Raw genomic sequence first — 24,136 nt, 5'->3', positions numbered from 1 at the left:
AACGATTGCATCGTCATGGCCCATTCGATGGCGAACGCGCCGGATCACTGTTCACTGGGCCGCTGTCACAGCGACAGGTACATATCGCGATGCGGAATGCCGGCGTCGTCATAGACCGGGCCACGGGCCTGAAACCCCAGCTTTTCGTAAAAGCCGAGCGCATGGGTCTGCGCGCCCAGTTTTACCTGAGCAATTCCCGGCATCTTCCGGAACCGGTCCAGACCGGCACGGATCAGCGCCGCGCCCACGCCAAGCCCCCGCGCCTCGGCCAGCACGGCGACGCGGCCGATCTTGCCGGTCGTGGCCTCGGTCAGCAGGCGCGCCGTGCCGATGGGCCGGTCGTCCTGCCATGCCAGCAGATGGATCGCGTCTTCGTCCCTGTCGTCCCATTCGTCGGCCTCGGGGACCTGCTGTTCCTCGACGAATACGGTGCGGCGGATGGCGCGGCAGGTCGCGATATCCCGGGTCTCGGCAATCCGCGTCATGAGAAGAATTTTTCCAGCATGCCGCCGTACACCCTTTTTAATGCGTGTATTTCCTCGACCGGGACGCGTTCGTCAACCTGATGCATGAACCGCCCGACAAGACCGAATTCGACCACCGGACAGTGATTCTTGATAAACCGCGCGTCCGAGGTGCCGCCGCTGGTCGACAGAACCGGCCTGCGGTTGGTCTGCTCGGCCACGACTTCGGCGACCATGTCGACGAACGGCCCGGGCGCGGTCAGAAAGCTTTCGCCCGAAATGTTGCTGGTGATCTCGATGCTGACGCCGGTTTCGGCCTGAACAAGATCGGCTTTGGCGCGGATGTCATGGAAAAGACTGTCGGGGCTATGCAGATCGTTGAACCGGATGTTGACGACCGCGCGCGCGGTTTCCGGGATCACGTTCGAGGCCGGGTTGCCGCAGTCAATCGTGGTGATCTGCAGACCCGAGGGATCGAAATGTTCGGACCCCTGATCAAGCGGCGCCCCGGTCAGTTGGTCAAGCAGCCGCACCAGCGCGTGCAGCGGGTTGCGGGCGCGGTGCGGATAGGCCACATGCCCCTGCACCCCATGGGCGACGAAATTCAGGCTCATGCTGCCGCGGCGCCCGATCTTGATCATCTCGCCGAATACCTCGGGGTTGGTCGGTTCGCCAACGATGCAGACATCCATCCGCTCGCCGTTCTGGTCCATCCAGTCAAGGATGGCGCGGGTTCCGTCACGCCCCGGGCCCTCCTCATCCCCGGTAATGGTCAGGATGATGGCGCCGTCGGGCGGGGTCGCGGCCACAAAGTCAAGCACCGCGGCGGTGAATGCGGCGACGCCGGACTTCATGTCGGTCGCGCCCCGGCCCCAGATCATCCCGTCCGCGACAAAGCCCGAGAACGGCGGATGCGTCCATGACCCAAGATCGCCCGGCGGCACGACGTCGGTATGACCATTGAAGCCGAAGGTCCGGGCCGCGCCCTTGGCACCCCAGCGGGCGAAGAGGTTCGGCACGCCGTTGCGGTCGACGCGGTGACATTCAAACCCGCCGGCGGTCAGCACATCGGACAGCAGGATCAGCGCGCCGCCCTCTTCCGGGGTGACCGACGGGCAGCGGATCAGGCGCGCGGTCAGTTCGGCCGCATCGGTTGACATCAAAGGCTCCTTCAAATCGGCCAACCCCAGATTTCCAGCGAGCGGCGTACAAGATTGGCCCCGGTCATCACCAGCAGGATCAGCGTCCAGCGCCGAAACTGCACCACATCCAGCCGGTCCTGCAACGCGAAACCGATCATCATGCCGACCACCGCCGGAATGACCATGATCAGCGACAGGGGCAGCGTCTGCGCGTTCAGCACCCCCGAGGTCAGATGCGCAAAGACAAGAACCACGGCCCCGATCAGAAACACCACGCCCTGCACGCGGACCTGTTCGACCTTGCCGATGCCGATCGACAGCAGATAGACGATCAGCGGCGGCCCCCAGATGCCCGAGATACCGCCGTAAAGCCCGCCGATGATCCCGGTGATGACCTCGACACGGCGGCGGTGATGGATCGGCAGGACCAGACTGCGGCCGGCAAGCTGCCAGGCCGCAAACGCCACGATCGGCACGCCGAGCAGCGCATACATCAGCCACGGCGGCAGATAAGGCGCGAAAAAGGCCGATATGAAGATGAACAGGATCACCATCGAGATATGCGGCCAGTAATCGCGCACCGAGGCCCAGGCCGCGCGCCAGCCCTGACGAAAGGCCTGCGCGATATTGGTGACCAGCGTCGGCATGATCAAAAGCGCCAGCGCCGTGGTGGCATCAAGAAATGAGCTGAACACCGACATCATGATCATCGGCATGGCAAAGCCGATCGCGCCCTTGACGAAGCCGGCGAATCCGGTGACCCCGATCGCCATCCAGAAAATCCATGGATCCAACCCGAACATACTGTCCCTCCGGCCTTATTCGTCGGCTTTATTTGTCTTTATTCGTCGGCTTTATTCGGGCGCACGCTATCCGCTCAACCGGGCAAGGAACAGGGCAGAACGGCACCGGCGGCCGCGAAGAACGCGGAAGAACGCGCATCGCGCCTATGGGCGGGAACCCGCGACCCGCGGCCGCGTTGATCGGCATGAGACATTTCAAACCGCACACCCCGGCTCTGCTTCTGGCCCTGACTGCAACGCTGGCGGCCTGCACCTCGGTGCCGCCCCCCGCCCCGGTGCGCGAGGTCTGGATGCTCAGTTCCGTCAACGGCGCCCCGGCGTCCGAACCGATCAGTTTCGGCTTTTCCGACGCGGCGCCGGTGGACGACCAGCCGGTCTATGTCTCGGGCCGCGGCCCCTGCACCAGCTATCTGGCTGAGTATCAGGGCAGCGGGATGAACCAGCGCGTGGCCAATATCGCGACCACCGACAGCCGCTGCACGCCGACCCCGGCCGAGACCCAATATCTTGGCGCCTTGTCGCAGGTCGTGCGCATGTCGGTCAAACCCGGCCAGATCAGCTTTGACGGCAACGGACAACAGGTCGTTTTCCGTCGCGGCAACTAGGTTGCGTGATCGGACCTGACAAAAAAATCGTAAGATTTCTTTGTACTAGCGGGAACGGTAACGCTTCACGCGCGTTTGATCACAAGTTGCTTATTACAGAAACAGATGATCAACCCGTTCAAGAAAGGATTGCGTTATGTTCCGCAAAGCCATGTTCGTTCCGGCCGCCGCACTTGTCGCGCTGACTGCGCTGGCCGCTTGTGAAACGCCCGGCGGCACCACCGCCAACAGCCAGCCCGCCGGCACGCCCTATCGCCTGATGACGATCAATGCCATTCCTTTCGCCGGCAACGCCACGATCCAGTTCACCGGCGACAATGCGACGGGCAACGGTCTGGGTCTGGCCGGGGTCACGCCTTGCGGCGCCTGGACCGGCACCCGCACCGGCACCCTGCCGGAATTCCATGCCACCAACATCACCAGCGTGCAGACCGCTTGCGCGAACGCTGCGGCGCAAAAGGCGTTCCTCGACGGGCTGCAGGTCGTCAACCGCGCGACCTTCACCGACGGCAAGCTGACGCTTTCCAACGCCGCCGGCACCACGATGAGCTTCATCACGCCCTGATCGGGTCTGACGGCAGAAACGCAAAGGGGGGCGGGCGCCCCCCTTTTTTCATGCCGCCCCTTTTTCACCCCTGCTCAGCTTTCACGCCGGCTCAGCGCCCGGATGTCGCAGCAGCCGCGCCACCAGCCGGCCGCGCGCGGCGGGTAAGGGGCGCGCAGTATGCTCGGCCAGACGTTGTTCCAGAAAATGGCCGGTCAGGGCCAGCGCGGCCCTTAGCCCGCCCTCCCCCTCGCCACCAAGCATCGGTGGAAGCGGCAAAAGCCGGGGCGCCCATTCACCCGCGCCCTCACGCGATACCGCACGGCCGGTGCGGGGGCTGACATAGGCCAAAGCGCGGCGCGAGCCGTTGACCGCGCAGGAACCAAGGTCAAGCCCGAACCCCATTTCCTCAAGCAGCGCGAGTTCCCAGCGCACGTAATCGGTGGCCCAGTCGGGCCCGCCACTGTCCATAGCGTCCAGCAGATCCTCGGTCAGGGCATAAAGGCGCGGATGCGGGTCGCGTTCGGCGAGCGCAGTCACCAGCAGCGCCGAGACTGCCGACACCCCGTCAAGCGCCGCCGCGCTGGCAAGCAGACCCGGGCGCGCGCCCGCAGGCTCCACGCTTAAGGTGCCAAGTTGGTCGTTCAACCGCGCCCGCCACTGCACCGACAGCCGGCAGCCAAGCTGCGTGATCGGGGCTTTGCGCGCCGAGGCGCCGCCGGGCAAAAGGCCGCTGACCCGGCCCGCATCGACGCTGAACAGATCAAGGATCAGCGCCGACTCGCCATGCGGGCGCCGTCCGATCACCGTTCCCTCACCCCGCCATTCCAACCGCTTGCCCTTTCATTTCGCCATAACCTGCCGCAAATTGCCGGCAAGTGAAAGGAACCGCGATGCTGAAACCATGGACCGAAGCCCAACCCCGCCTGATCGAAGTCGCGGCGGGGCGCGCGCCTGCCGATATGGTGATCCGCGGCGGCCAATGGGTGAATGTCCACACCCGCGAAATCCTGCCCGACACGGATATCGCCATCGCCGACGGCCGGTTCGCGTGGATCGGCCGCGATCCGGGCGCCCGCATCGGCCCTGAAACCGAGGTGATTGCGGCCGATGGCCGTTTCATGATCCCCGGTCTTATCGACGCGCATATGCATGTCGAAAGCGGCATGGTCACCCCGGCCCGCTTCGCCGAGGCCGTCATTCCGCATGGCACCACGACGATCTTTCACGACCCGCATGAGATCGCCAACGTCATGGGTCTGGACGGGGTGCGGCTGATGCGGGACGAATCGCTGTTGCAGCCGATCTCGGTCTTTACCCAGATGCCAAGCTGCGCCCCTTCGGCCCCGGGGCTGGAGACGACCGGTCAGCCGATCTCGGCCGCCGAGGTCGCGCAGGCGATGGATTGGGAGGGCATCATCGGGCTGGGCGAGATGATGAACTTTCCCGCCGTCGCGGCGGGGGACGACCAGATGCTGGCCGAGATGCGCGCGACCCGCGCCGCGGGCAAGACCGTGGGCGGCCACTATGCCAGCCCCGATCTGGGCGATGCCTTTGCGGCCTATGTCGCGGGCGGTGCGGCCGACGACCATGAGATGGTGACCGAGGCACAGGGCATCGCGCGCGTCCGTCAGGGCATGGGCGCGATGATGCGGCTGGGCAGCGCATGGTATGACGTGAAGGCGCAGATCACCGCGATCACCGAAAAGGGGCTCGACCCGCGCTCCTATATGCTCTGCACCGACGACAGCCATTCGGGCACGCTGGTCAACGACGGGCATATGAACCGGGTGGTGCGCCATGCCATCGACTGCGGCTGCGATCCGGTCGTGGCGCTTCAGATGGCCAGCCTGAACACCGCCACCCATTTCGGGCTGGAGCGTGAGCTTGGCTCGATCACGCCGGGGCGCCGCGCCGATCTGATCCTGACCCGCGACCTGCGTACGCTTCCGATTGAACTGGTCGTCGCGCGGGGCCGGGTCGTCGCGCGGGATGGTGTCTGCCTTGTCGATTGCCCGCTGATCGACTGGCCGGACAGCGCCCGCGGCTCGGTCCATCTGGGCTGCGATCTGACCGCCGATGATTTCGCGCCCGAAGCGCCTGCGGGGGCCAATCGCGCCACCGTGCGGGTGATCGGCGTGGTCGAAAATCAGGCACCCACCCGGGCGCTGACCGCGGAGTTGCCCGTCGTCGACGGCCGGATCGAGCCCGAGGGCGCGGTCTGCCATATCGCGCTGGTCGAACGCCACAAGGGCACCGGCGGCGTGGTCAACGGGTTCGTGCAGGGCTTTGGCTATACCGGGCGGATGGCGATGGCCTCGACCGTGGCGCATGACAGCCACCACATGATCGTGGTCGGGACCTGCCGCGCCTCGATGGCGGCGGCGGCGGCGCATCTGGGCGCGATCGGCGGCGGTGTCACCTTTTTCCGCGACGGGGATGAAGTGGCGACGGTGCCGCTGCCCATCGCGGGGCTGATGTCGGACCGCCCGGCGACGGATGTGGCGGCCGGCGCGACCGCGCTGACCCAGGCCATGCTGGACAGCGGCTGCACGCTGAACAACGCCTATATGCAGCATTCGCTGCTGGCGCTGGTGGTCATCCCCGAGCTGCGGATCTCGGACAAGGGGATCGTCGATGTGCGCAGCTTTGAAATCGTGCCGCTGATCGTCGATCCGCAGGGTTAAAGCGGCTCGGCCGTCGGGGGTGGGCGGCGCCGGGCGCGTTGCAGAAGGGCGATCGAATAGATCAGCAGCGCCGCCCATATCAGCGGAAAAGCCAGCCTTTCGCCGGTCCCGAACGGCTCCTTGAAAATCAGCACGGCGGTCAGGAACACCATCGTCGGCGCGATATATTGCAGGACGGCGATGGTGGTAAGCTGCAACAGCTTCGCGGCATTGGCATAAAGCATCAGCGGAATGGCGGTGATCACCCCGCAGCCCATCAGCAACAGCGTGATGCGCGGATCGGCCCCGAAATGGCTGTCACCACGCGCCGCCAGCCAGATGACACAGGCCAGCGCCGCCGGCGACAGGATCAGAACCTCCAGCATGAAGCCCTGATTTGGTCCGATGGGCAATTGCCGCTTTAACAGCGCATAGAGCCCCCATGTCACGGTCAGCCCAAGCCCCAGAAGCGGCAGGCGGCCTTCCTGAACCGTCAGGATCAGCACCGCGGTCGCGGCAAGGCCGATCGCCACGAGCTGCGCCCGGTTCAGCTTTTCGCGCAGCACGATGGCCCCAAGCGCGACGCTGAACAGCGGATTGATATAATAGCCCAGCGCCGCCTGAATCGTCTGCCCGCTGATGATGGCATAGACATAGATCATCCAGTTGGCGGTGATCAGCGTCGCGGTCATCGCCGCCATGCCCAGCATGCGCGGGCTGCGCAGCGCCGCCACCAGGTCCCTTGTTCGCCGGGTGACCATCAGGATCGCCCCGGCGATGGGGATGGACCACAAAACGCGGTGGGCGACGACCTCGGCCGGGCTGATCGCGGACAGGGCTTTCATGTAAAGCGGCAGAAAGCCCCAGATCACATAGGTCAGCACCGCCAGGACATAGCCTTTCAGCGAATCGCCGGTCTCGGGATGTGGGTGCGGCGCTGTGCTCATGCCGATGGCTTATCGCGTTGCATGGACGGATGCACGGGGCTTGTTCAGCCGCCAGAAGGTGCGGGCAGGCATGGCCCGGTCAGGCCAGACCTTCCTGATCCAGAAGCGTGCGCCCGTCGCGGCTTTCGATCTCGATCACCCATATGTCGGGGTCGAATCCGGTCTGGCGGGCGATCGCCTGATCGACCGCGGCCTCGCCATCCTCGGCGATGGTGACCCAATGGCGAAGCCCGCTGTCCAGATCGTATTCACGCGCCCAAAGGCTGGCCCGCCCGTCCAGAGTGGCGCATTTCACCAGCACGGCACCGGCCGTCGCATCGCCCCGGCGGTTGACATAGGCCGGGATGTTGGCGGCGGCCAGCCGGGCAAGATAGGCCGCGACCCAGATGCCGGCCGCCAGCCGCGCCTCAGTCGCCATCCTTGTAGTCCAGCCCCATCTCGGTGAACCGCTCACGCTCGTCCAGCCAGTTTTCACGCAGCTTGACCTGAATGAACAGGTGGACCGGCCGGCCCATGAATTCGCTCAACTCGGCCCGCGCGGCCTGTCCCACCGCCTTGATCGTCTCGCCGCCCTTGCCCAGAACGATGCCCTTGTGACCGGGGCGCGAGACATAGACGACCTGATCGACGCGGGCCGAGCCGTCGGGCTTTTCCTCCCACCGCTCGGTTTCGACGGTCAGTTGATAAGGAATTTCCTCGTGCAGGCGCAGGGTCAGCTTTTCCCGGGTGATCTCGGCCGCGATCATGCGCATGGGCAGGTCGGCGATCTGATCCTCGGGGTAAAGCCAGGGGCCTTCGGGCAGATGCGCGGCAAGCCAGTCCAGCAGGTCGTCGCAGCCATACCCGCGTTCGGCCGAAATCATGAACGTGGCGGCAAAGGGATAGGCCGCGTTCAGCTTTTCCGACAATCCCAGCAGCACCTCGGCCTTGACCCGGTCGATCTTGTTGATCGCCAGCGCCACCGGGGTCTTGCCGGCCTGTTCCTTCAGCGTGTCCAGAATGGCCTCGACGCCTTCGGTCAAACCGCGCTGCGCCTCGACCAGCAGAACGATGATGTCGGCATCCTGCGCCCCGCCCCAGGCCGCCTTGACCATCGAGCGGTCAAGCCGTCGGCGCGGCCGGAAGATGCCGGGCGTATCGACGAACACGACCTGCGCGTCGCCCCGCATCGCGATGCCCCGGATCCGCGCCCGCGTGGTCTGGACCTTGTGGGTCACGATCGAGACCTTGGCCCCGACCATCTGGTTCAGCAGCGTCGATTTGCCGGCGTTCGGCTCGCCTATCAGTGCCACGAACCCTGCGCGCGTGTCTTCAGCCATTGTCGTCGCCTTCCAGCTTTTCAAGCAGCCGCTGCGCCGCCATCTGTTCCACCTGCCGTTTCGTACCGGCGCCCTTCACCTGCAGCTTATGCCCCGCCTGCGTCCGCAGCTCGACCGTAAAGACCGGCGCGTGATCGGGGCCGGTCCGTTCGATTTCGGCATATTCCGGGGGCGGAAGCCCCTGCGCCTGCAAAAGTTCCTGCAAGGCCGATTTCGGGTCGCGGGCGTCACGGGCCACACCGCCGACCCGGTCGCCCCACAGCCGAAGCACCATGTCGCGCGCCACCTCGAACCCCGCATCCAGATAGACGGCCGCGATCACCGCCTCCATCGCGTCGGCCAGAAGCGCCTGTTTGCGCCGCCCGCCCGAGATCATCTCGGACCGGCCGAGCTTCAGAACCTCGCCCAGCGCGATCTGGGTCGCGACATCGGCGCAGGCCTCGCGCCGGACCAGCGCGTTGAAGCGCGGCGCAAGCTGGCCTTCGGAGGCGTTGCGGTCGGCCTTGAACAGCGCCTCGGCCATGACCAGCCCCAGAACCCGGTCGCCCAGAAATTCGAGCCTCTCGTTATTGGGCCGCGTGGGCGTCCCCAGCGAGCCGTGCGTCACCGACCGCACCAGCAGTTCCGGTTCCGCGAATCTGTGCCCGATGCGGTCCTGAAACTGTTCAAGCTCTGCCGATACTCTGACTGCCATCACTCCACCGTCCTTGCGATACGATTCAGCCGCCACCCGAAAATATCAAGCAATGAACCGCCTTGCCCCGATATAACCACCGCCAGAGGCCGCGCATAGATCGCCGATGCCGGGACCATCCCGCCGCCCGCGCCATCGCCCCAGCGGCTGTCGATGGCGTCGTCGCGGTTGTCGGCCAGCGCGAATATCTGGCCCGGCGGCACGATCCGTTCGGCCATCATGTCGCCGGGGGCGCCGGCGCGCAGGTCAAGGATCAGATGGCGGCGACCATTGGGCAGCGTTTCCGCGCGCATCGGTGTCACGCAATCACCACCCGCGCCGACCGGGTCGTTGGCGCATTTGGGCAGCACCCGCGCTGGCCCCTGCGGTTGCTTCAGGTCGACGAAAACCCCGGCCTCGGTCTGCGGCAATGCGGCGCGGTTCACATGAACCACCCCGCCCGCCAGCGATACCCGGTCACCGGGCAGCCCCGCGGCGCGCAGGATCCGCGGTCGCCCCTCAGGCGTGCGAAACACGAACAACTCGCCCCTTTTCGGCAACTCCTGCGGCAGCCAGTCCGGCGGGCAGGTCACCGGCGCACAGGACCCCGGCCCGGCGCCAAAAGCCAGACGGTTGGTCAACACCAGATCACCGGCCAGCAGCGTGGGCCGCATCTCGCCCGAGCGCTCCACCGTCAGGCCCAGCATCTGCGAGGCGCCGACGATCGCGGCAAAACCCAGAATCGCCGGCCAGCGCCACGGATCCGGCAGGCTGACGGCATGGTCGAACCGGTTCTGGCGGCGGCGCGACGCGGGGCGCAGCAACGGCCAAAGCAGGATCAGACCAAGGGGCGGCAGCGCCAGCAGCAAAAGCCACCAGCCCGAGCGATCGGTGTCGTGCAAGCGCCGGACCGTGGCGGCAAGCGCCGCTGTCGACAGCACCAGAACCGCGACCCACAGCCGCGCGCTGTCCAGCCCCGCTGCAAGCGCGCCGAGCGCCGACACGCAGATCACATAGGGCCAATAGCCCTGTCGCGATAATCGCCCCGAGACCCGTCCGAACTGAACCAGCGGCGCGGCGGGCCGCGATTCGACGATCATCGGCCGAAATCAGCGGATCGCGCGGAAGAAACGGTCGGGACGCCAGGTCCAGAAATACAGAAGCGATTTGCCCGCCGACGAGAAGATCACCCGGTCGGCCCGGCCGATCAGGTATTCCTCGGGCACCATGCCGACGCCGACCATGCCGCCGCGCCCGGTGCTGTCGACCCGGCTGTCGAGCGAGTTGTCGCGGTTGTCGCCCATGAAGAAGTAATTCCCGGCGGGGACGGTGAACTCGGCCGTGTCATCCAGCGGCGCGCCGTCAAAGGCGTTCAGGATGTCATGGCTGACGCCGTTCGGCAGGGTCTCGGTGAACCGTTCTTTTTCGCAGACGCCGCCGCGCGGCACCGGGTCGTTCGAACAGATCGGCATCGTCCCGGCCCGGCCCTGCGGCTCTTTCAGCTCGGTGAACACGCCGGCGGGTTCGGTCTTTACGGGCTGGCCGTTGATGAAAAGCCGGCCGTCCGTCATCTTCACCCGGTCGCCCGGCATGCCGATCAGGCGTTTGACGTAATCGACCCCAAGCGTCGGGTGACGAAAGACGATGACATCGCCCTCTTTCGGCTCGGAGCCAAGGATGCGGCCGCTGATCGGACACATCGAGAAGGGGCAGGAATAACGCGAATAGCCGTAAGCCATCTTGTTCACGAACAGAAAATCGCCGATCAGCAGCGTGTCTTTCATGCTGCCCGAGGGGATCCAGAACGGCTGAAAGAACAACGTGCGGAAAATACCCGCAATGACCAGCGCCCAGAATACCGTCTTGACGGTTTCCCAGATCCCGCCTTCCTTGCGGATCGCCTTGTCGGCCATATCGGTTCCTTTCCTGTCGCGAATGGCGCGTTCATGGGCGGGCGCGCCGGGCAAGTCAAGCTGCCCGGTGAGCCGGCCTTATCTTGTGATCAAATCGCGTCACTCGGGCAAAGCCTCGATCACCACGAAAGCCTGCGCCCATGGGTGATCGTCGGTCAGCGTGACATGCACCACGGCGCGATGACCTTCGGGCGTCATCTGCGCCAGCCGTTCCGCCGCCCAGCCGGTCAGGGCCATCACCGGCTGACCCGAGCGCAGGTTGGCCACCGCCATGTCGCGCCACGCGATCCCCATGGCAAGCCCGGTCCCCAGCGCCTTGGAACAGGCCTCTTTCGCCGCCCAGCGCTTGGCCAGCGTCGATGCCTCGCCACTCTTTGCGCCTTGGCGCCGCCGCGCCCGGGCGAGTTCGGTTTCGGTGAATACGCGGTTGCGAAAGCGGTCGCCGTGACGCAGCAGGACGGCCTCGATCCGCTCGATATTGGCCAGGTCGGTGCCGATGCCCAGAATCATGCCGGCTGCGCCTTCAAGGATCGGTTCGGGCCGTGATCTGGCCGGATTGCTGGTTGATCGTCACGCGAAGTGTCGCGGGTTTGCCCTGACCGGTCTCGGCCACATAAGTCTGGATCGGAAAGGTCAGCTCCAGCCCCGTCGCGGGGTCATAGCTGGCGCGGCGACCGGCGAAATCCAACCCGAAAAAGCCGGTTCCGTCCTCGGACTGGGAAATCAGCCTGCAACCCGGCAATCCAAGTTCGTCCATCGGCGGCGCGATCACCACAAGATGAACGGCCGCCGCCGCAGGCTCGACGGTGTCGATCAGGGCCACCCGTATGGCGCCGTCGGCATAGCTGGCGGTGTTCTGTTCCCACGGCTCGACCTGCGTGTCGATGCGGGGACCGTCGCCGCAATCGCGAACCGCCGCAGCCGCGGCCGCACCCGCCATGCCAAGGGTGAAAACAGCGGCAAATGCCCCTGTCCCGAGTTGCCGGCGAAGCTTCCCGGTCATTTCCGCGCCTCGTCCATGCGGCGGCGCATTTCGCGCACGGCATCGCCCAGCCCGACGAAAATCGCCTCGCCGATCAGGAAGTGGCCAATGTTCAGCTCCCGCAATTGCGGGATCGCGGCGATCGGCCCGACGTTGTCAAAGGTCAGACCATGGCCCGCATGCACCTCGAGCCCCAGCGACGCCGCAAGTTCCGCGCCGCGCGCCAGTCCGGCCAATTCGGCGTCACGCGCGGTGATGTGCCCCTCGGTGTCGAAATCGGCATAGGCGCCGGTGTGCAGCTCGACCACGGCGGCCCCGATCCGGGCGGCGGCCTCGATCTGACGGGGGTCATGGCCGATGAACAGCGACACCCGCGAACCGACCTCGCGGAGGGCCGCAATATAGGTGGCCAGCCGGGGCTCGTCCCCGGCCACGTCCAAGCCGCCCTCGGTGGTTCGTTCCTCGCGCTTTTCGGGCACCAGACAGACCGCATGCGGGCGATGGCGCAGGGCGATCGCCTGCATCTCGGCGGTCGCGGCCATTTCAAGGTTCAGAGGCACGCGCAGACCGGCCGCAAGCGCGTCGATGTCGGCATCGGTGATATGACGGCGATCTTCGCGCAGATGGGCGGTGATACCGTCGGCGCCCGCGTCTTCGGCGATGCGTGCCGCGCGCAGCGGGTCGGGCCAGGGCGTGCCCCGCGCGTTGCGCACGGTCGCCACATGGTCGATGTTCACCCCTAGCCGCAGCCTGCTCATCGCGTATCCTCCTGTCGCCCCGACGCCTGCCGGAAGACTAAAGCAAGCCAGCCGGTTGCGACAGCCCCGCCAGCATCGGCGCCGCCGCCACCCACCAGCCCCTGCCCGCCAGAGCGGCCGCGGCGGCTTCGGCGTCGGCGCGGCTGGCGTAAAGGCCGAAACAGGTCGCGCCCGAGCCCGACATGCGGACAAGCAGACAGTCCCGGGTGTCGCTAAGCGCGGCCAGAACCAGCGCGATCGCGGGGCAGATCGTGGTCGCGGCATGCTGCATGTCGTTGCGGCAGGTGCGCAGAAATGCGGCCAGATCGGCGGCATCGGCAAAGCGCGGAATCTCGACCATCGGCGAATTATCTCGCGATTCCATGGCGCTGAAGACCGAACCTGTCGGAACGGCAATGCGCGGATTGGCCAGCACGAGCCATGCGGGGGGAAGTGCTGGCAGATCGGTCAGCCGCTCGCCCGTGCCTTGCATCCGGCAGGGTCGCGCCCGCAGGCAGACCGGAAGATCGGCGCCAAGCGGCGCCAGCGCGGCCGGCGCCGGGATGGCGCGGCCGGTCAGGCGCGCCATGGCCCGCAACACCGCCGCGGCGTCCGAGGTACCGCCGCCGATACCGGCGGCCACGGGCAGGTTCTTCTCAAGATGCGCGGCCGCGCCGCCGCCCATGATCGCGATCGCGCGTTGCACGAGATTGTCGGAATCGCTGTTCAGCCCGGCGGCGAACGGCCCCGAGATGGTCAGCCCCGCGCCCGGTTCCAGCGTCAGCCAGTCGCCGACGCCGGCGAACACCACCAGCGAATCCAGCAGATGATACCCGTCCGCGCGTCGCCCCGTCACGTGCAGCGACAGGTTGATCTTGGCCGGGGCGAATTCCCGCCCCGATGCCGCCTCGCCGTCAGCCGCCATTCGCGGGGGCAGGCGTATCGCCGGGCTTGGCCTCTTGCGCGGTCTGATCGGGCGTCTGCACGGCGGCGGGCGTGGCCAGTTTGCCGCCGTTCGCCTTTTCCTCGGCCAGAACGGCGTCCAGTCCACGCTCGATCTTGGCCTCGATCCGCGCCGCCGCCTCGGGCGTGGCGGGCTTCAGATGCAAGGCCCGGCGCCATTGGAATTCCGCCTCGCGCGGGCGGCCGGCGGCCCAATAGACATCCCCCAGATGATCGTTCAGCAACGAATCGCTGGGCAGGATCGCGACGGCTTTTTCCATCGGCAGCACGGCTTCGTCATAGCGGCCAAGGCGGAAATAGGCCCAGCCGAGCGAATCGAGGATCGCGCCGTCATCGGGCCGCAACGCGACGGCTTTCTTGATCATCGCCAGCGCCGCGTCCAGATTGCGGTTCTGGTCGACATAGGAATAACCCAGATAGTTCAGCACCGCCGGCTGATCGGGCGAGAGTTTCAGCGCCTGTTCAAAATCGGGAACCGCCTGATCGAAACGGCCCATCCGTTCAAGCGAGATACCGCGCGCGTAATAGGGCAGCCACAACGCGGCGGGCGGGGCGTCTTTCAACAGGGTGATGGCGCGATCGTAAGCCTTGACGGCGGGGGCGAATTTCTCGCTGCGGCGGTAAAGGTCGCCCAAAGCGACCCAGCCGCTGGCCAGATCGGGCTGCGCATCGGTCAGCGCGACGGCCGCGGCGATGGCGTCGTCCATCCGGTCGGCGCGTACCAGCGCATCAATCCGGGCCAGTTCGGCCGCCGGGCGGACCTCACCCGCGGCATTCAGCGCGGCATATTCCTTTTCGGCCAGATCGAACTGGCCATAGCTTTGCAAAAGCTGCGCGCTCATCAGCCGCGCATCCGAGTTCTGCGGTGACAGATAGGCGGCAAGCCGGGCGTGGATCAGCGCCAGCGGATCGGTATCCTCGCCATCGGCAAGCGCCCCGGCGAAGGTCAGGAACACCAGCGCGACGCCATCGCTGGGCGCGCTGATCACGTCAAAAGCCGGCTTCCGCCCGGCTTCGATCTCGGCCTTGAGCTTGCGCAGTTTCGGTTCTTCCTCGACGCCCTCAAGCTCATCGAACAGCTTCAGCGCATCGGCCTTGCGGTCGAGCTGCGACAGAATTTCGATCCGGGCGACGGCGCCGTCCAGATGGCGGCCGACGTCGGCTTTATCCAACAGGCGCAAGGCGGATTCCATGTCGCCGACCAGCGCATATGCAAGCGCCTGTTCATATTCGACGATCGGGCGCGCGTTGCCGATACGGGCGGTTTCTTCAAAACTCTTGATGGCGTTGGACATCTGACCTGCGCCGAGTTCGGCCCAAGCGCGGATCAATCCACCCATCAGCCGCTCGCCCGCCGGTCCCTGAAGCGTTTCAAGATCCGCGTCGGTTTCGTCGGTCATGTCCAGCACGGCCTTCCAGTCGCCCGCCTTGACCAGCTTGGCCATCTTGACCAGACCCGAAAGCTCGGTCGCGTTGCCGTCTTCCTCCATCCGGTCGGCAAGGGCGACGGCGCGGACCATGTCGCCGGCCGAGATCAGCGATACCAAGGCGCCGTCCAGAAGCTGCACATCGTCAGGCGCCGAGATGATGGCGCGGGAAAAATAATTGGCAGCGGCGGTGAAATCGCTGGTCGCCGCCGCAAGCCGTGCGGCGAGATAGGGGCCGGCCAGCCGATCCATGGGCGGCCCGGCGACAACGGTTTTTTCCTTCGTAGGCTTGTCCCCGGTCTGCGCGCTGTCGCCGTTCTCCGGGGGATTGGTTTCCGGCCCATTACCTTCCGGGGCATCGCCCGGCGTGGTCGCATCGGGCACGGTCGTATCAGGCTCGGCCGCGTCCGGCTGGGCGGCGGGCGCATCGCCCTCGGCGCCGCCCTCAGCACCGCCTTGATCACCGGCAGGAGTTCCGCCCGGTACGCCTTGCGACGGGCGCGGCGGCGGCGGCGAGGATGTCGTCGGTGATTGCGCGAATCCCGCGCCGGGGGCCGCCAGCAGCGTCAGGACGACTGAAAGCGCAGTCAACGAATGATTCATGCCGATAGGCCCTTGCCGGTCAAAGCGTTCAAAGTTGCAGGACCCTAGCCCTTGTGGGCGAATGCTGCAACGCACCCAAACGTGATCAGGCGGATAGCATCACATATTGGGATAATTCGGCCCGTCCCCGCCCTGCGGGACCGTCCAGATGATATTCTGGCTTGGGTCCTTGATATCACAGGTTTTGCAATGGACACAGTTCTGAAAATTGATCTGAAAGCGCGGGCCGTCCTGATCCTCGATCACCTCGTAGACACCGGCCGGGCAGTAACGCTGCGCCGGCTCGGCAAAGGTCGGCAGGTTGACCTCGATCGGGATCGAGGGATCGCGCAGTTTCAGGTGGCTGGGCTGGCTTTCCTCGTGGTTGGTAAAGGAAAACGCCACATTGGTCAGCCGGTCGAATGACAGTTTGCCGTCCGGCTTCGGATAGTCGATCGGCGTGAAATCGGCGGCCTTGCCGGTGGCGGCGGCGTCGGTCTTGCCATGGTGCCACGTGCCCAGCGGGTTCCAGCCGGTCAGATTGGCGACCCACATGTCGAAGCCACCCAGAACAAGGCTGGCATAAAGGCCAAGTTTCGACCATATCGGCTTGACGTTGCGGACTTTTTTCAGGTCATCCGCAATCGGGCCGCTGCGCACCTCGGTTTCATAGACAGTCAGCTCGTCACCCTCGCGCCCGGCGGCGATTGCGGCGGCGGCGGCATCGGCGGCCGCGATCCCCGACAGCATCGCGTTGTGGTTGCCCTTGATGCGCGGGACGTTGACCATGCCGGCCGAACAGCCAAGCAGCACCCCGCCCGGAAAGGTCAGCTTCGGCAGCGACTGCCAGCCGCCTTCGGTGATGGCGCGGGCGCCGTAAGCCACGCGCTTGCCGCCCTCAAGCAGTTCGGCGACCATCGGATGATGCTTGAAACGCTGGAATTCCATATAGGGATACAGATAGGGGTTTTCGTAATTCAGATGGACGACGAAACCGACCAGCACCTGATTGCCGCCCAGATGATAGATGAACGACCCGCCGCCGGCATTCTTGCCCAAGGGCCAGCCCATCGTGTGGGTGACCGTGCCCGGGCGCGCCTTGGCCGGGTCGACTTCCCAGATTTCCTTCATGCCCAGACCGAATTTCTGCGGATCATGGTCATCGGCCAGCCCGTAGCGGCTGATCACCTGCTTTGAAAGTGAGCCGCGCGCGCCCTCGGCCAGCATGACGTATTTGCCATGCAGCTCCATTCCCGGTTCGTATTGGGGTCCCGGTGTGCCATCGGCGTTCAGCCCCATCTCGCCCGCGACGACACCGCGCACCCGATCGCCGTCCATCACCAAGGCCGAGCACGCCATGCCCGGAAAAACCTCGACCCCCAGCGCCTCGGCCTGTTCGGCCAGCCAGCGGCAGACATTGCCCATGCTGACGATGTAATTGCCGTGGTTGTTCATCAGCGGCGGCATCGGCCAGTTCGGCACGCGGACCTGCCCGTTCGGGCCCAGAACATAGAAATTGTCCGAGGTCACCTCGGTCTCGACCGGGGCGCCCTTTTCGCGCCAGTCCGGGATCAGCGCGTTCAGCCCGCTGGGGTCAAGGACCGCGCCGGACAGGATATGCGCCCCGATCTCCGAGCCCTTCTCAAGCAGAACCACCGACAGATCGGGGTTGATCTGCTTCAGCCGGATCGCTGCGGAAAGCCCTGCGGGACCGCCGCCCACGATGACGACGTCATATTCCATGGACTCGCGTTCGACCTGATCCATTCCGTCTCCCCTCTGGCGCGCGTGCGGCTGGCGTGATGTCATCAGACCCCTACCCCACCGAAGTCAAAGGGGCAACGCTGACGCTGCGCCCCCGACCCGTTGCGGGCAGCTCTTGCGGGTATCATGTCATCCGGGGCTTGCATTGAACCGACGAAACGGTTCAGGTGGTGGCCGGAAATGACCGGCCATTCGCGCCCCCGTCCCTAAGGCGGGGGCGTTTGGTCAACACAGGACGCAACCAGCCGCAACGAGAAGACAATTACACCGATGGAAAAGATCCCTTTGACGCGCGCGGGTTTTGCGCAACTGGATGATGAGCTGAAGCAGCTTCGCTCGGTCGAGCGTCCGGCGGTCATCGCCGCCATCGCCGAGGCGCGCGCCCATGGCGACCTGTCCGAAAACGCCGAATATCACGCCGCCCGCGAAAAGCAGAGCTTTGTCGAAGGCCGCATCAAGGAGCTTGAGGGGCTTATCGGCCGCGCCGAGGTGATTGACCCGTCCAAGCTGTCCGGCCCGATCAAGTTCGGCGCCACCGTCACGCTGGTCGACGAGGATACCGACGAGGAACGGACCTATCAGTTGGTCGGCGAGGCCGAGGCCGATCTTGAGCGTGGTCTGCTCAACCTGCGCTCGCCGCTGGCGCGGGCGCTGATCGGCAAAGAACCGGGCGATAGCGTCGAAGTGACCACGCCGGGGGGCCAGAAGTCTTACGAAATCGTCACAGTCCAGTATATCTGAACCCCGAGCGGCCGCCCCAGGGTGGTTCATCCACCCCGGTGAACGGCAATGCCCGAGGATCAGATGTTTCAGTTTACGACCCCCCGTAATGTTACCATCAACCCGCGATCGGCGACGCTGATCGGTGCGGGGCTGACCGCGCTGTGGCTGCTGATCCTGTTGCTGGTGCGGATTTTCGGCAGCGATTCGGACGCGCCCGCCTCGACCTTCGCCAGACTGGCCGGCTGGATCACCGCGCTTTTGCCCTTGGTGCTGATCTGGCTGGCGGTCGGATTCGCCCATGCCATCGCCGCGCTGCGGGCCGAGGCCGCGATGCTGCGCGCCGAACTGGGCCAGATGCCGCCGTTGCCCGTCGCGCGGCGTGAAGCCGGCGGATCGCAGCAATCGGCCCCTTCGACCGCACCCGGCTACGCCGCCGCGCGCCCCGCGACATCGGCACCGATGCCGCAAGGCACCGCCAATCGCGCCGCGCCCGCGCGCGCCGCGCGCCCGGCCGCCCCCCCCGCTGCCGCCCCCGCCGCGCAAGGCGCCCAGCCGGGACTGCCCTTCGACGCCGGCGATGCGCCGTTGGATATTTCGGTCGCCGATATGGTTCTGGCGATGAATTTCCCGGATGGCCCCGGCGATGTCGAGGCGATCCGCGCCACCCGCCGCGCGATGACCGACCCGGATCTGTCGCGCTTCCTGCGCTCGGCCCAGGATGTGGTGACGCTGCTGGCCAAGGACAGCGTTTATACCGATGAGCTGCCGCCGGTCCCCGCCCGCCCCGAAATCTGGCGCAAGTTCGCGCAGGGCGAGCGCGGCCGGGCGATCAACGGGCTCGGCGGCATCGAGGACCCCGCCACCATCGAGATCGTGACCGAGCTGATGCGCGACCCGATCTTTCGCGACACCGCCCATCATTTCCTGCGTCAGTTCGACCGGGTGTTCGCGCGTCTGGAACCCGAAGCGCGGGATGCCGAAATCGAGGCGCTGGCGCAGACCCGCTCGGCGCGCGCATTCATGGTTCTGGCGCGGGTCACCGGAATGTTCGGCGCCGCCGATGCGCGGGGCTGACCGGCGCGACCGGTATCCGCCCGGCTCGCGCCTTCATGGCACCGGCGCGGTGCCCACGGGCCGCTCCATCACGATGACATCGGCGGGAATGCGGGGAAACAGCAATCGCGCGCCATGAAGCCGGGCGACCGGTTGGAAGCCAAGCTGCGACCAGAACCGGATCGCCGCATCGTTATTGGCGGCGATCTCGGCCCGCAGCGCCGGGCGGCCGGTCGCCCGCGCATAAGCCTCGGCCGCCTGCACCAGCGCCCGGCCAAAGCCCCGTCGCCGATGCTGCTCGGCCACGGCGATGCCGTCGATGACCAGTGCCGCGGTCTCTGGTCCGGCCGGCCAGCCCTGCCAGCGCCACCAGCGCATCTGACCGCCCAGGCGCCCCCAGATCCGCCGCATCTGCCGCCGGTCGGGACGCAGAAATCCGCCCTCGCCAAAGCTGAGGCCCGCCAGCGCCGCAACGGATCCGCGCTTGTCCAGAATGACCAGCGCCGATTCCGGCCGCATCGCATGGCGAACCCAGGTCGCGCCCCGGCGGGCGTTCGTGCCCCCGCCCACCAGCGGCGCCATGTCGCGCGCCAGCGCCCGGGCGTAAAGCGCGGCGGCGCGCCCGCGTTCTTTGGGCGGAATACCGGACTGTACCCGGAACCCGACGGGTCGGCCCGACTCCGGGCTTCTTTCCTCCGGCACGGTTCTTTCAATCGTCATGGCCCGCCTTGCGCTTACCCCTCGGCGGGGTAAAGTGCGCCGCGCAGCCCGGCTGCGCAACCGCCCCTTCTCAACCCCTGCGCTGAACATGCGAAACTCCGCCGAGCCCGAATCCGTCCCGCTGAGCGATCGTCAGCGCCGCGCGCTGGCCCGCACGCCGGCGCAGTGCTATCGGCACGGCATCCTGCAATCGGTGCCGTTTCTTTTGGTGATCATACCGTTCGGGCTTTTGTTCGGTCTGGTCGCGGCCGAGGCCGGCATGGATATTTTCCAGATCATGGGGTTCTCAGTACTGGTGCTGGCCGGCGCGTCGCAGTTCACCGCCGTCCAGTTGATCAGCGAGCATGCGCCGGTCATTCTGGTCATCGTCTCGGCGCTTGCGGTGAACCTGCGGATGGCGATGTATTCCGCCGCGATGGTGCCATGGCTGGGGGGCGCGGACGGCCCGACACGCGCCGCCATCGCCTACGGGCTGATCGACCAGACCTATGCGATGTCGATCATGCATTATGAAAAGAACCCGGCCCTCAGCCTGAAGCAGCGGACCAGCTATTTCTTCGGCACGGCAACGATGATGTGCGTATTCTGGATCATCAGCACTTGGCTGGGCGCGACGGTGGGCAATGCCATTCCCGACGATCTGGCACTGGATTTTGCGGTCCCCATCACCTTTCTGGCCATGGTCGCGCCGATGTTGCGCAGCCTGCCGCATGTGGCCGCCGCAACCGTCGGCGTCATCCTGTCGCTGGCCTTCGCCGGACTGCCCAGCGGGCTTGGCGTGCTTCTGGCCGCGCCCTTTGCGATGATGGCCGGCGCGTTTCTTGAGGCGTGGCTTGAACGCCGCCGCGAGGTCCGGGCATGAGCGATCTTTCGATCTGGGTCATCATCATCGTGGTCGGCGCCGGCACCTATTTCATGCGCTATTCCTTCCTTGGCGTCCTTGGCCGCCGGCAGATGCCGGCGTGGGCGCTGCGGATGCTGCGCTATACGGCGGTGGCGGTGCTGCCCGCGCTGGTCGCTCCGGCGGTCCTGTGGCCGCCCGCCACCGGCGGTCAGACCGACCCCGCACGCCTGCTGGCCGGAGGCGCCACGCTGCTGGCCGGTCTGCTGACCCGCAACACGCTGGCCGCGATCGTCGCCGGTGGCGTCACGCTTTACGCCATGCTGTACGTGCTGGGATAGGCCGTCCGCGGCGGACTGGTGCGGGCCGCGGGACTCGAACCCGCACGGCCTTTCGGCCCAGGGATTTTAAGTCCCATGCGTCTACCATTCCGCCACGCCCGCAGCAGGCCTTGTCGCTAGGCCGAATTGCCACCAAGTTCAAGCCGCTGCCGCCCTTTCCAACGCCGATCCCCTCGGCTAGAACCCATGCGGCATCCAGCAGGACGAATTCATGGCGCGGCATCTGATCACTTCGGCGATCCCCTATATCAACGGGATCAAGCATTTGGGCAATCTCGTGGGCAGCCAACTGCCCGCCGACCTTTTCGCGCGCTATCACCGCGCCCGCGGCGATGAGGTCATGTTCATCTGCGCCACCGACGAACACGGCACCCCGTCCGAGCTTGCGGCCGCGAAAGCCGGCAAGCCGGTGGCCGAATATTGCGCCGAAATGCATCAGGTGCAGGCCGCCATCGCGCGCCAGTTCGGGCTGTCCTTCGACCATTTCGGGCGCTCCTCGTCCGAGCGTAACCGCAAGCTGACCCAGCATTTCGCCGGCAAGCTGGCCGAGAACGGCTATATCGCCGAAGTGTCCGAACGACAGATCTATTCGATCGACGACGGCCGTTTCCTGCCCGACCGCTATATCGAAGGCACCTGTCCCAACTGCGGCTATGAGAAAGCCCGCGGCGACCAGTGCGAGAATTGCACCAAGCAGCTTGACCCGACCGACCTGATCAACCCGCGCAGCGCGATTTCCGGCTCGACCCGGCTGGAGGTGCGCGAAACCAAGCACCTCCACCTTCGGCAGAAGGCGCTGAAGGGGCAGATCGCGGAATGGATCGACAGCAAGACCGACTGGCCGATCCTGACCACCTCGATCGCGAAGAAATGGCTGAATGACGGCGACGGCTTGCAGGACCGGGGCATCACCCGCGATCTGGACTGGGGCGTGCCGGTGCGCAAGGGCGATCAGGACTGGCCGGGGATGGAAGGCAAGGTCTTTTATGTCTGGTTCGACGCGCCGATCGAATATATCGCCGCGACCGCCGAATGGGCCGATGCGAACGCCCGGTCCGAGGCCGACTGGCGGCGCTGGTGGCGGCTGGACGAAGGCGCGGGCGATGTCACCTATACCCAGTTCATGGGCAAGGATAACGTGCCTTTCCACACCCTGTCCTTCCCGGCCACGATCATCGGCTCGGGCGAGCCGTGGAAGCTGGTCGATTACATCAAATCCTTCAACTATCTGAATTATGACGGCGGCCAGTTCTCGACCAGCCAGGGGCGGGGCGTGTTCATGGATCAGGCGCTGGAGATCCTGCCGGCCGACTACTGGCGCTGGTGGCTTTTGTCCCACGCGCCCGAGGGCTCGGACACCGAATTCACCTGGGAGAATTTTCAAAGCTCGGTGAACAAGGATCTGGCCGACGTGCTGGGCAATTTCGTCAGCCGGATCACCAAATTCTGCCGTTCGAAATTCGGCGAAGTGGTGCCCGAAGGCGGCGCATGGGGCGCGGCCGAGCAGGCGCTGGTCGAGGCGCTGACCGCCCGGGTCCGCGCCTATGAAGGCTATATGGCGGCGATGGAAGTCCGCAAATCAGCGGCCGAGTTGCGCGCTATCTGGGTGCTGGGCAACGAATATCTGCAATCCGCGGCTCCGTGGTCGACCTACAAGACCGACCCCGAGACGGCGGCGATGCAGGTGCGGCTGGGTCTGAACCTGATCCGGCTTTACGCGGTCCTCTCGGCGCCCTTCATCCCCTTCACCTCGGCCGCGATGCTGGCGGCGATGCAGACCCGCGATGATCGCTGGCCCGATGACGTCGCCGCCGCCCTTCAGGCGCTGGCGCCCGGTCACGCATTCACCGTGCCCGAAGTGCTGTTCCAGAAGATCACCGATGAACAGCAGGCCGAATGGCAGGAACGTTTCAAGGGCGTGCGCGCCTGATCACGCCGTAAAGCGAGGGAAAGCCCCATGTCCAAGCATTGCATCCTTCTTGGTGCGCCGGTCGATGAAGGTCAGCGCCGCCCCGGTTGCCTGATGGGTCCGGCGGCCTATCGCGTGGCGGGCCTCGCCGAGACGCTGGGCGCGCTTGGTCATTCGGTCGAGGATCGGGGCGATGTCAAACCCGCGCCCGGCCGCGGCGAGACCTGCGCGAATAATGCCGTGCACCATCTGCCCGAGGTGATCGCCTGGACCGAGGCCTTGGCCGGGGCCACCTCGGCCGCCATGTCGGACGGCTTTCCGATCATCATGGGCGGCGACCACGCGCTGGCGCTCGGGTCGGTCGCCGGGGTCGCGGCCCATGCCAAGGCGACGGGCCGGCCGCTGTTCGTGATCTGGCTTGATGCGCACAGCGATTTCCACACCCTGACCACGACGCAATCGGGCAATCTGCACGGGACACCGATGGCCTATGCGGCCGGGCTGCCGGGTTTCGATCCCTTCCCGCCCTTCCCCGCGCCGATCCCGTCCGGAAACATCTGCATGTTCGGCATCCGCAGCGTCGATCCGGCCGAACATGCCGCACTCGAGGCCACCGATGTCGAGGTCAACGATATGCGGGTGCTGGACGAACGCGGCATCGTCGCGCCCTTGCGCGAATTTCTGGACCGGGTGCGGGCGGTGAACGGCATGCTGCATGTCAGCCTTGACGTCGATTTCCTCGACCCGTCGATCGCGCCCGCCGTCGGCACCACCGTGCCCGGCGGCACGACGTTTCGCGAAGCGCATCTGGTGATGGAGCTTCTGCACGAAAGCGGTCTGGTCACCAGCCTCGATCTGGTGGAACTGAACCCGTTTCTTGACGATCGCGGCCGCACCGCCAAGCTGATGGTCGATCTGGTCGGCAGCCTGATGGGCCGAAAGGTCTTTGACCGTCCGACCCGCAGTTTCTAGCTTTACCCTCCGGGGCTCTGCCCCGGACCCCGGGATATTGATGCAA

The 24,136-nt window shown here is 66.0% G+C and carries 26 protein-coding genes and 1 tRNA gene; 9 read left to right on the top strand and 18 right to left on the bottom strand.

Features of this window, described 5'->3' with window-relative positions; all coding sequences use genetic code 11:
* Positions 1-65 precede the first annotated feature (65 nt).
* The 3 genes from ACFSCT_RS15890 to ACFSCT_RS15880 are packed head-to-tail and all read right to left on the bottom strand — an operon-like array spanning position 66 to position 2,409.
* On the bottom strand, positions 66-485 hold the full coding sequence (locus ACFSCT_RS15890) for a GNAT family N-acetyltransferase (protein WP_379144333.1): 420 nt from the start codon (positions 483-485) through the stop codon (positions 66-68).
* Positions 482-1,624: a succinyl-diaminopimelate desuccinylase gene (gene dapE, locus ACFSCT_RS15885; RefSeq protein WP_379144331.1), complete on the bottom strand. Its 1,143-nt coding sequence runs from the start codon at positions 1,622-1,624 to the stop codon at positions 482-484. Before dapE ends, ACFSCT_RS15890 begins: the two co-directional genes overlap by 4 nt.
* Positions 1,625-1,635: 11 nt before the next feature.
* On the bottom strand, positions 1,636-2,409 hold the full coding sequence (locus ACFSCT_RS15880) for a sulfite exporter TauE/SafE family protein (protein WP_379144330.1): 774 nt from the start codon (positions 2,407-2,409) through the stop codon (positions 1,636-1,638).
* Between the two features lie 185 nt (positions 2,410-2,594).
* On the opposite strand from ACFSCT_RS15880, the gene ACFSCT_RS15875 reads away from it, so the two are divergent.
* The gene (locus tag ACFSCT_RS15875) at positions 2,595-3,014 is read left to right on the top strand and encodes an META domain-containing protein (RefSeq protein WP_379144329.1); all 420 of its coding nucleotides are present in this window, start codon (positions 2,595-2,597) and stop codon (positions 3,012-3,014) included.
* A gap of 136 nt (positions 3,015-3,150) precedes the next feature.
* Entirely contained in the window at positions 3,151-3,579 is a 429-nt protein-coding gene (locus ACFSCT_RS15870) for an META domain-containing protein (protein ID WP_379144328.1), read from the top strand.
* 81 nt (positions 3,580-3,660) lie between these two features.
* On the opposite strand, the gene recO is transcribed toward ACFSCT_RS15870, so the two are convergent.
* Positions 3,661-4,389, bottom strand: coding sequence for a DNA repair protein RecO (gene recO, locus ACFSCT_RS15865; protein ID WP_379144326.1), 729 nt, complete (start codon positions 4,387-4,389; stop codon positions 3,661-3,663).
* 62 nt (positions 4,390-4,451) lie between these two features.
* On the opposite strand from recO, the gene ACFSCT_RS15860 reads away from it, so the two are divergent.
* Complete coding sequence (locus ACFSCT_RS15860; RefSeq protein WP_379144324.1) at positions 4,452-6,245, top strand: adenine deaminase; 1,794 nt, start codon at positions 4,452-4,454, stop codon at positions 6,243-6,245.
* Here ACFSCT_RS15860 and rarD read toward each other — a convergent pair.
* The 12 genes from rarD to ACFSCT_RS15800 all read right to left on the bottom strand — a co-directional run bounded on the left by rarD (position 6,242) and on the right by ACFSCT_RS15800 (position 17,534).
* Positions 6,242-7,171, bottom strand: a complete 930-nt coding sequence (gene rarD, locus ACFSCT_RS15855; protein ID WP_379144321.1) for an EamA family transporter RarD — start codon at positions 7,169-7,171, stop codon at positions 6,242-6,244. The genes ACFSCT_RS15860 and rarD overlap by 4 nt on opposite strands.
* A gap of 79 nt (positions 7,172-7,250) precedes the next feature.
* The gene (locus ACFSCT_RS15850; RefSeq protein ID WP_379144319.1) at positions 7,251-7,589 is read right to left on the bottom strand and encodes a DUF1491 family protein; all 339 of its coding nucleotides are present in this window, start codon (positions 7,587-7,589) and stop codon (positions 7,251-7,253) included.
* Positions 7,579-8,490 carry a GTPase Era gene (gene era / locus ACFSCT_RS15845; protein WP_379144317.1) on the bottom strand — a complete coding sequence of 304 codons (912 nt, stop codon included), beginning with the start codon at positions 8,488-8,490 and terminating at the stop codon, positions 7,579-7,581. The genes ACFSCT_RS15850 and era overlap by 11 nt, the downstream gene beginning before the upstream one ends.
* Positions 8,483-9,184, bottom strand: a complete 702-nt coding sequence (gene rnc, locus ACFSCT_RS15840; protein ID WP_379144316.1) for a ribonuclease III — start codon at positions 9,182-9,184, stop codon at positions 8,483-8,485. Before rnc ends, era begins: the two co-directional genes overlap by 8 nt.
* Positions 9,184-10,263, bottom strand: a complete 1,080-nt coding sequence (gene lepB / locus ACFSCT_RS15835; RefSeq protein WP_379144313.1) for a signal peptidase I — start codon at positions 10,261-10,263, stop codon at positions 9,184-9,186. Before lepB (ACFSCT_RS15835) ends, rnc begins: the two co-directional genes overlap by 1 nt.
* A 9-nt stretch (positions 10,264-10,272) precedes the next feature.
* Positions 10,273-11,076 carry a signal peptidase I gene (lepB, locus tag ACFSCT_RS15830; protein ID WP_379144311.1) on the bottom strand — a complete coding sequence of 268 codons (804 nt, stop codon included), beginning with the start codon at positions 11,074-11,076 and terminating at the stop codon, positions 10,273-10,275.
* Positions 11,077-11,175: 99 nt separating this feature from the next.
* A complete protein-coding gene (gene acpS / locus ACFSCT_RS15825) occupies positions 11,176-11,586 on the bottom strand; it encodes a holo-ACP synthase (RefSeq protein ID WP_379144309.1) in 411 nt (136 codons plus the stop codon).
* A 13-nt stretch (positions 11,587-11,599) separates the two neighbouring features.
* Positions 11,600-12,079 carry a hypothetical protein gene (locus ACFSCT_RS15820; protein WP_379144307.1) on the bottom strand — a complete coding sequence of 160 codons (480 nt, stop codon included), beginning with the start codon at positions 12,077-12,079 and terminating at the stop codon, positions 11,600-11,602.
* Positions 12,076-12,816 (bottom strand): pyridoxine 5'-phosphate synthase, encoded by a 741-nt coding sequence (locus tag ACFSCT_RS15815; protein WP_379144305.1) that lies wholly within the window; start codon positions 12,814-12,816, stop codon positions 12,076-12,078. The genes ACFSCT_RS15820 and ACFSCT_RS15815 overlap by 4 nt, the downstream gene beginning before the upstream one ends.
* Before the next feature lie 37 nt (positions 12,817-12,853).
* Positions 12,854-13,720, bottom strand: coding sequence for a 4-(cytidine 5'-diphospho)-2-C-methyl-D-erythritol kinase (locus tag ACFSCT_RS15810; RefSeq protein WP_379144303.1), 867 nt, complete (start codon positions 13,718-13,720; stop codon positions 12,854-12,856).
* The gene (locus ACFSCT_RS15805) at positions 13,710-15,788 is read right to left on the bottom strand and encodes a tetratricopeptide repeat protein (RefSeq protein WP_379144301.1); all 2,079 of its coding nucleotides are present in this window, start codon (positions 15,786-15,788) and stop codon (positions 13,710-13,712) included. The genes ACFSCT_RS15810 and ACFSCT_RS15805 overlap by 11 nt, the downstream gene beginning before the upstream one ends.
* Before the next feature lie 99 nt (positions 15,789-15,887).
* Positions 15,888-17,534, bottom strand: coding sequence for an electron transfer flavoprotein-ubiquinone oxidoreductase (locus tag ACFSCT_RS15800; protein ID WP_379144299.1), 1,647 nt, complete (start codon positions 17,532-17,534; stop codon positions 15,888-15,890).
* A gap of 267 nt (positions 17,535-17,801) precedes the next feature.
* Here ACFSCT_RS15800 and greA point away from each other — a divergent pair, with 267 nt between their 5' ends.
* On the top strand, positions 17,802-18,272 hold the full coding sequence (gene greA, locus ACFSCT_RS15795; protein ID WP_379144297.1) for a transcription elongation factor GreA: 471 nt from the start codon (positions 17,802-17,804) through the stop codon (positions 18,270-18,272).
* Positions 18,273-18,335: 63 nt separating this feature from the next.
* Positions 18,336-19,328 (top strand): hypothetical protein, encoded by a 993-nt coding sequence (locus ACFSCT_RS15790; protein WP_379144296.1) that lies wholly within the window; start codon positions 18,336-18,338, stop codon positions 19,326-19,328.
* A 33-nt stretch (positions 19,329-19,361) separates the two neighbouring features.
* Here the strand turns inward: ACFSCT_RS15790 and ACFSCT_RS15785 are convergent, their stop codons facing one another.
* Positions 19,362-20,027, bottom strand: a complete 666-nt coding sequence (locus ACFSCT_RS15785) for a GNAT family N-acetyltransferase (protein WP_379144293.1) — start codon at positions 20,025-20,027, stop codon at positions 19,362-19,364.
* Between the two features lie 34 nt (positions 20,028-20,061).
* On the opposite strand from ACFSCT_RS15785, the gene ACFSCT_RS15780 reads away from it, so the two are divergent.
* On the top strand, positions 20,062-20,889 hold the full coding sequence (locus ACFSCT_RS15780) for an AzlC family ABC transporter permease (protein ID WP_379144291.1): 828 nt from the start codon (positions 20,062-20,064) through the stop codon (positions 20,887-20,889).
* Entirely contained in the window at positions 20,886-21,209 is a 324-nt protein-coding gene (locus tag ACFSCT_RS15775) for an AzlD domain-containing protein (protein ID WP_379144288.1), read from the top strand. The genes ACFSCT_RS15780 and ACFSCT_RS15775 overlap by 4 nt, the downstream gene beginning before the upstream one ends.
* Before the next feature lie 16 nt (positions 21,210-21,225).
* On the opposite strand, the gene ACFSCT_RS15770 is transcribed toward ACFSCT_RS15775, so the two are convergent.
* Positions 21,226-21,311 (bottom strand) — tRNA-Leu (locus tag ACFSCT_RS15770).
* 109 nt (positions 21,312-21,420) lie between these two features.
* On the opposite strand from ACFSCT_RS15770, the gene metG reads away from it, so the two are divergent.
* Both metG and rocF read left to right on the top strand, forming a co-directional pair.
* Positions 21,421-23,139, top strand: coding sequence for a methionine--tRNA ligase (metG, locus tag ACFSCT_RS15765; protein ID WP_379144287.1), 1,719 nt, complete (start codon positions 21,421-21,423; stop codon positions 23,137-23,139).
* A gap of 27 nt (positions 23,140-23,166) precedes the next feature.
* Positions 23,167-24,090, top strand: coding sequence for an arginase (gene rocF / locus ACFSCT_RS15760; protein ID WP_379144285.1), 924 nt, complete (start codon positions 23,167-23,169; stop codon positions 24,088-24,090).
* Positions 24,091-24,136 lie beyond the last annotated feature (46 nt).

This window comes from Paracoccus pacificus (genome assembly GCF_042680785.1).
GTDB lineage: Bacteria > Pseudomonadota > Alphaproteobacteria > Rhodobacterales > Rhodobacteraceae > Paracoccus > Paracoccus pacificus.
Note: the sequence above shows the minus strand (reverse complement) of the source record. Positions and strands in the feature narration are given on the sequence as shown.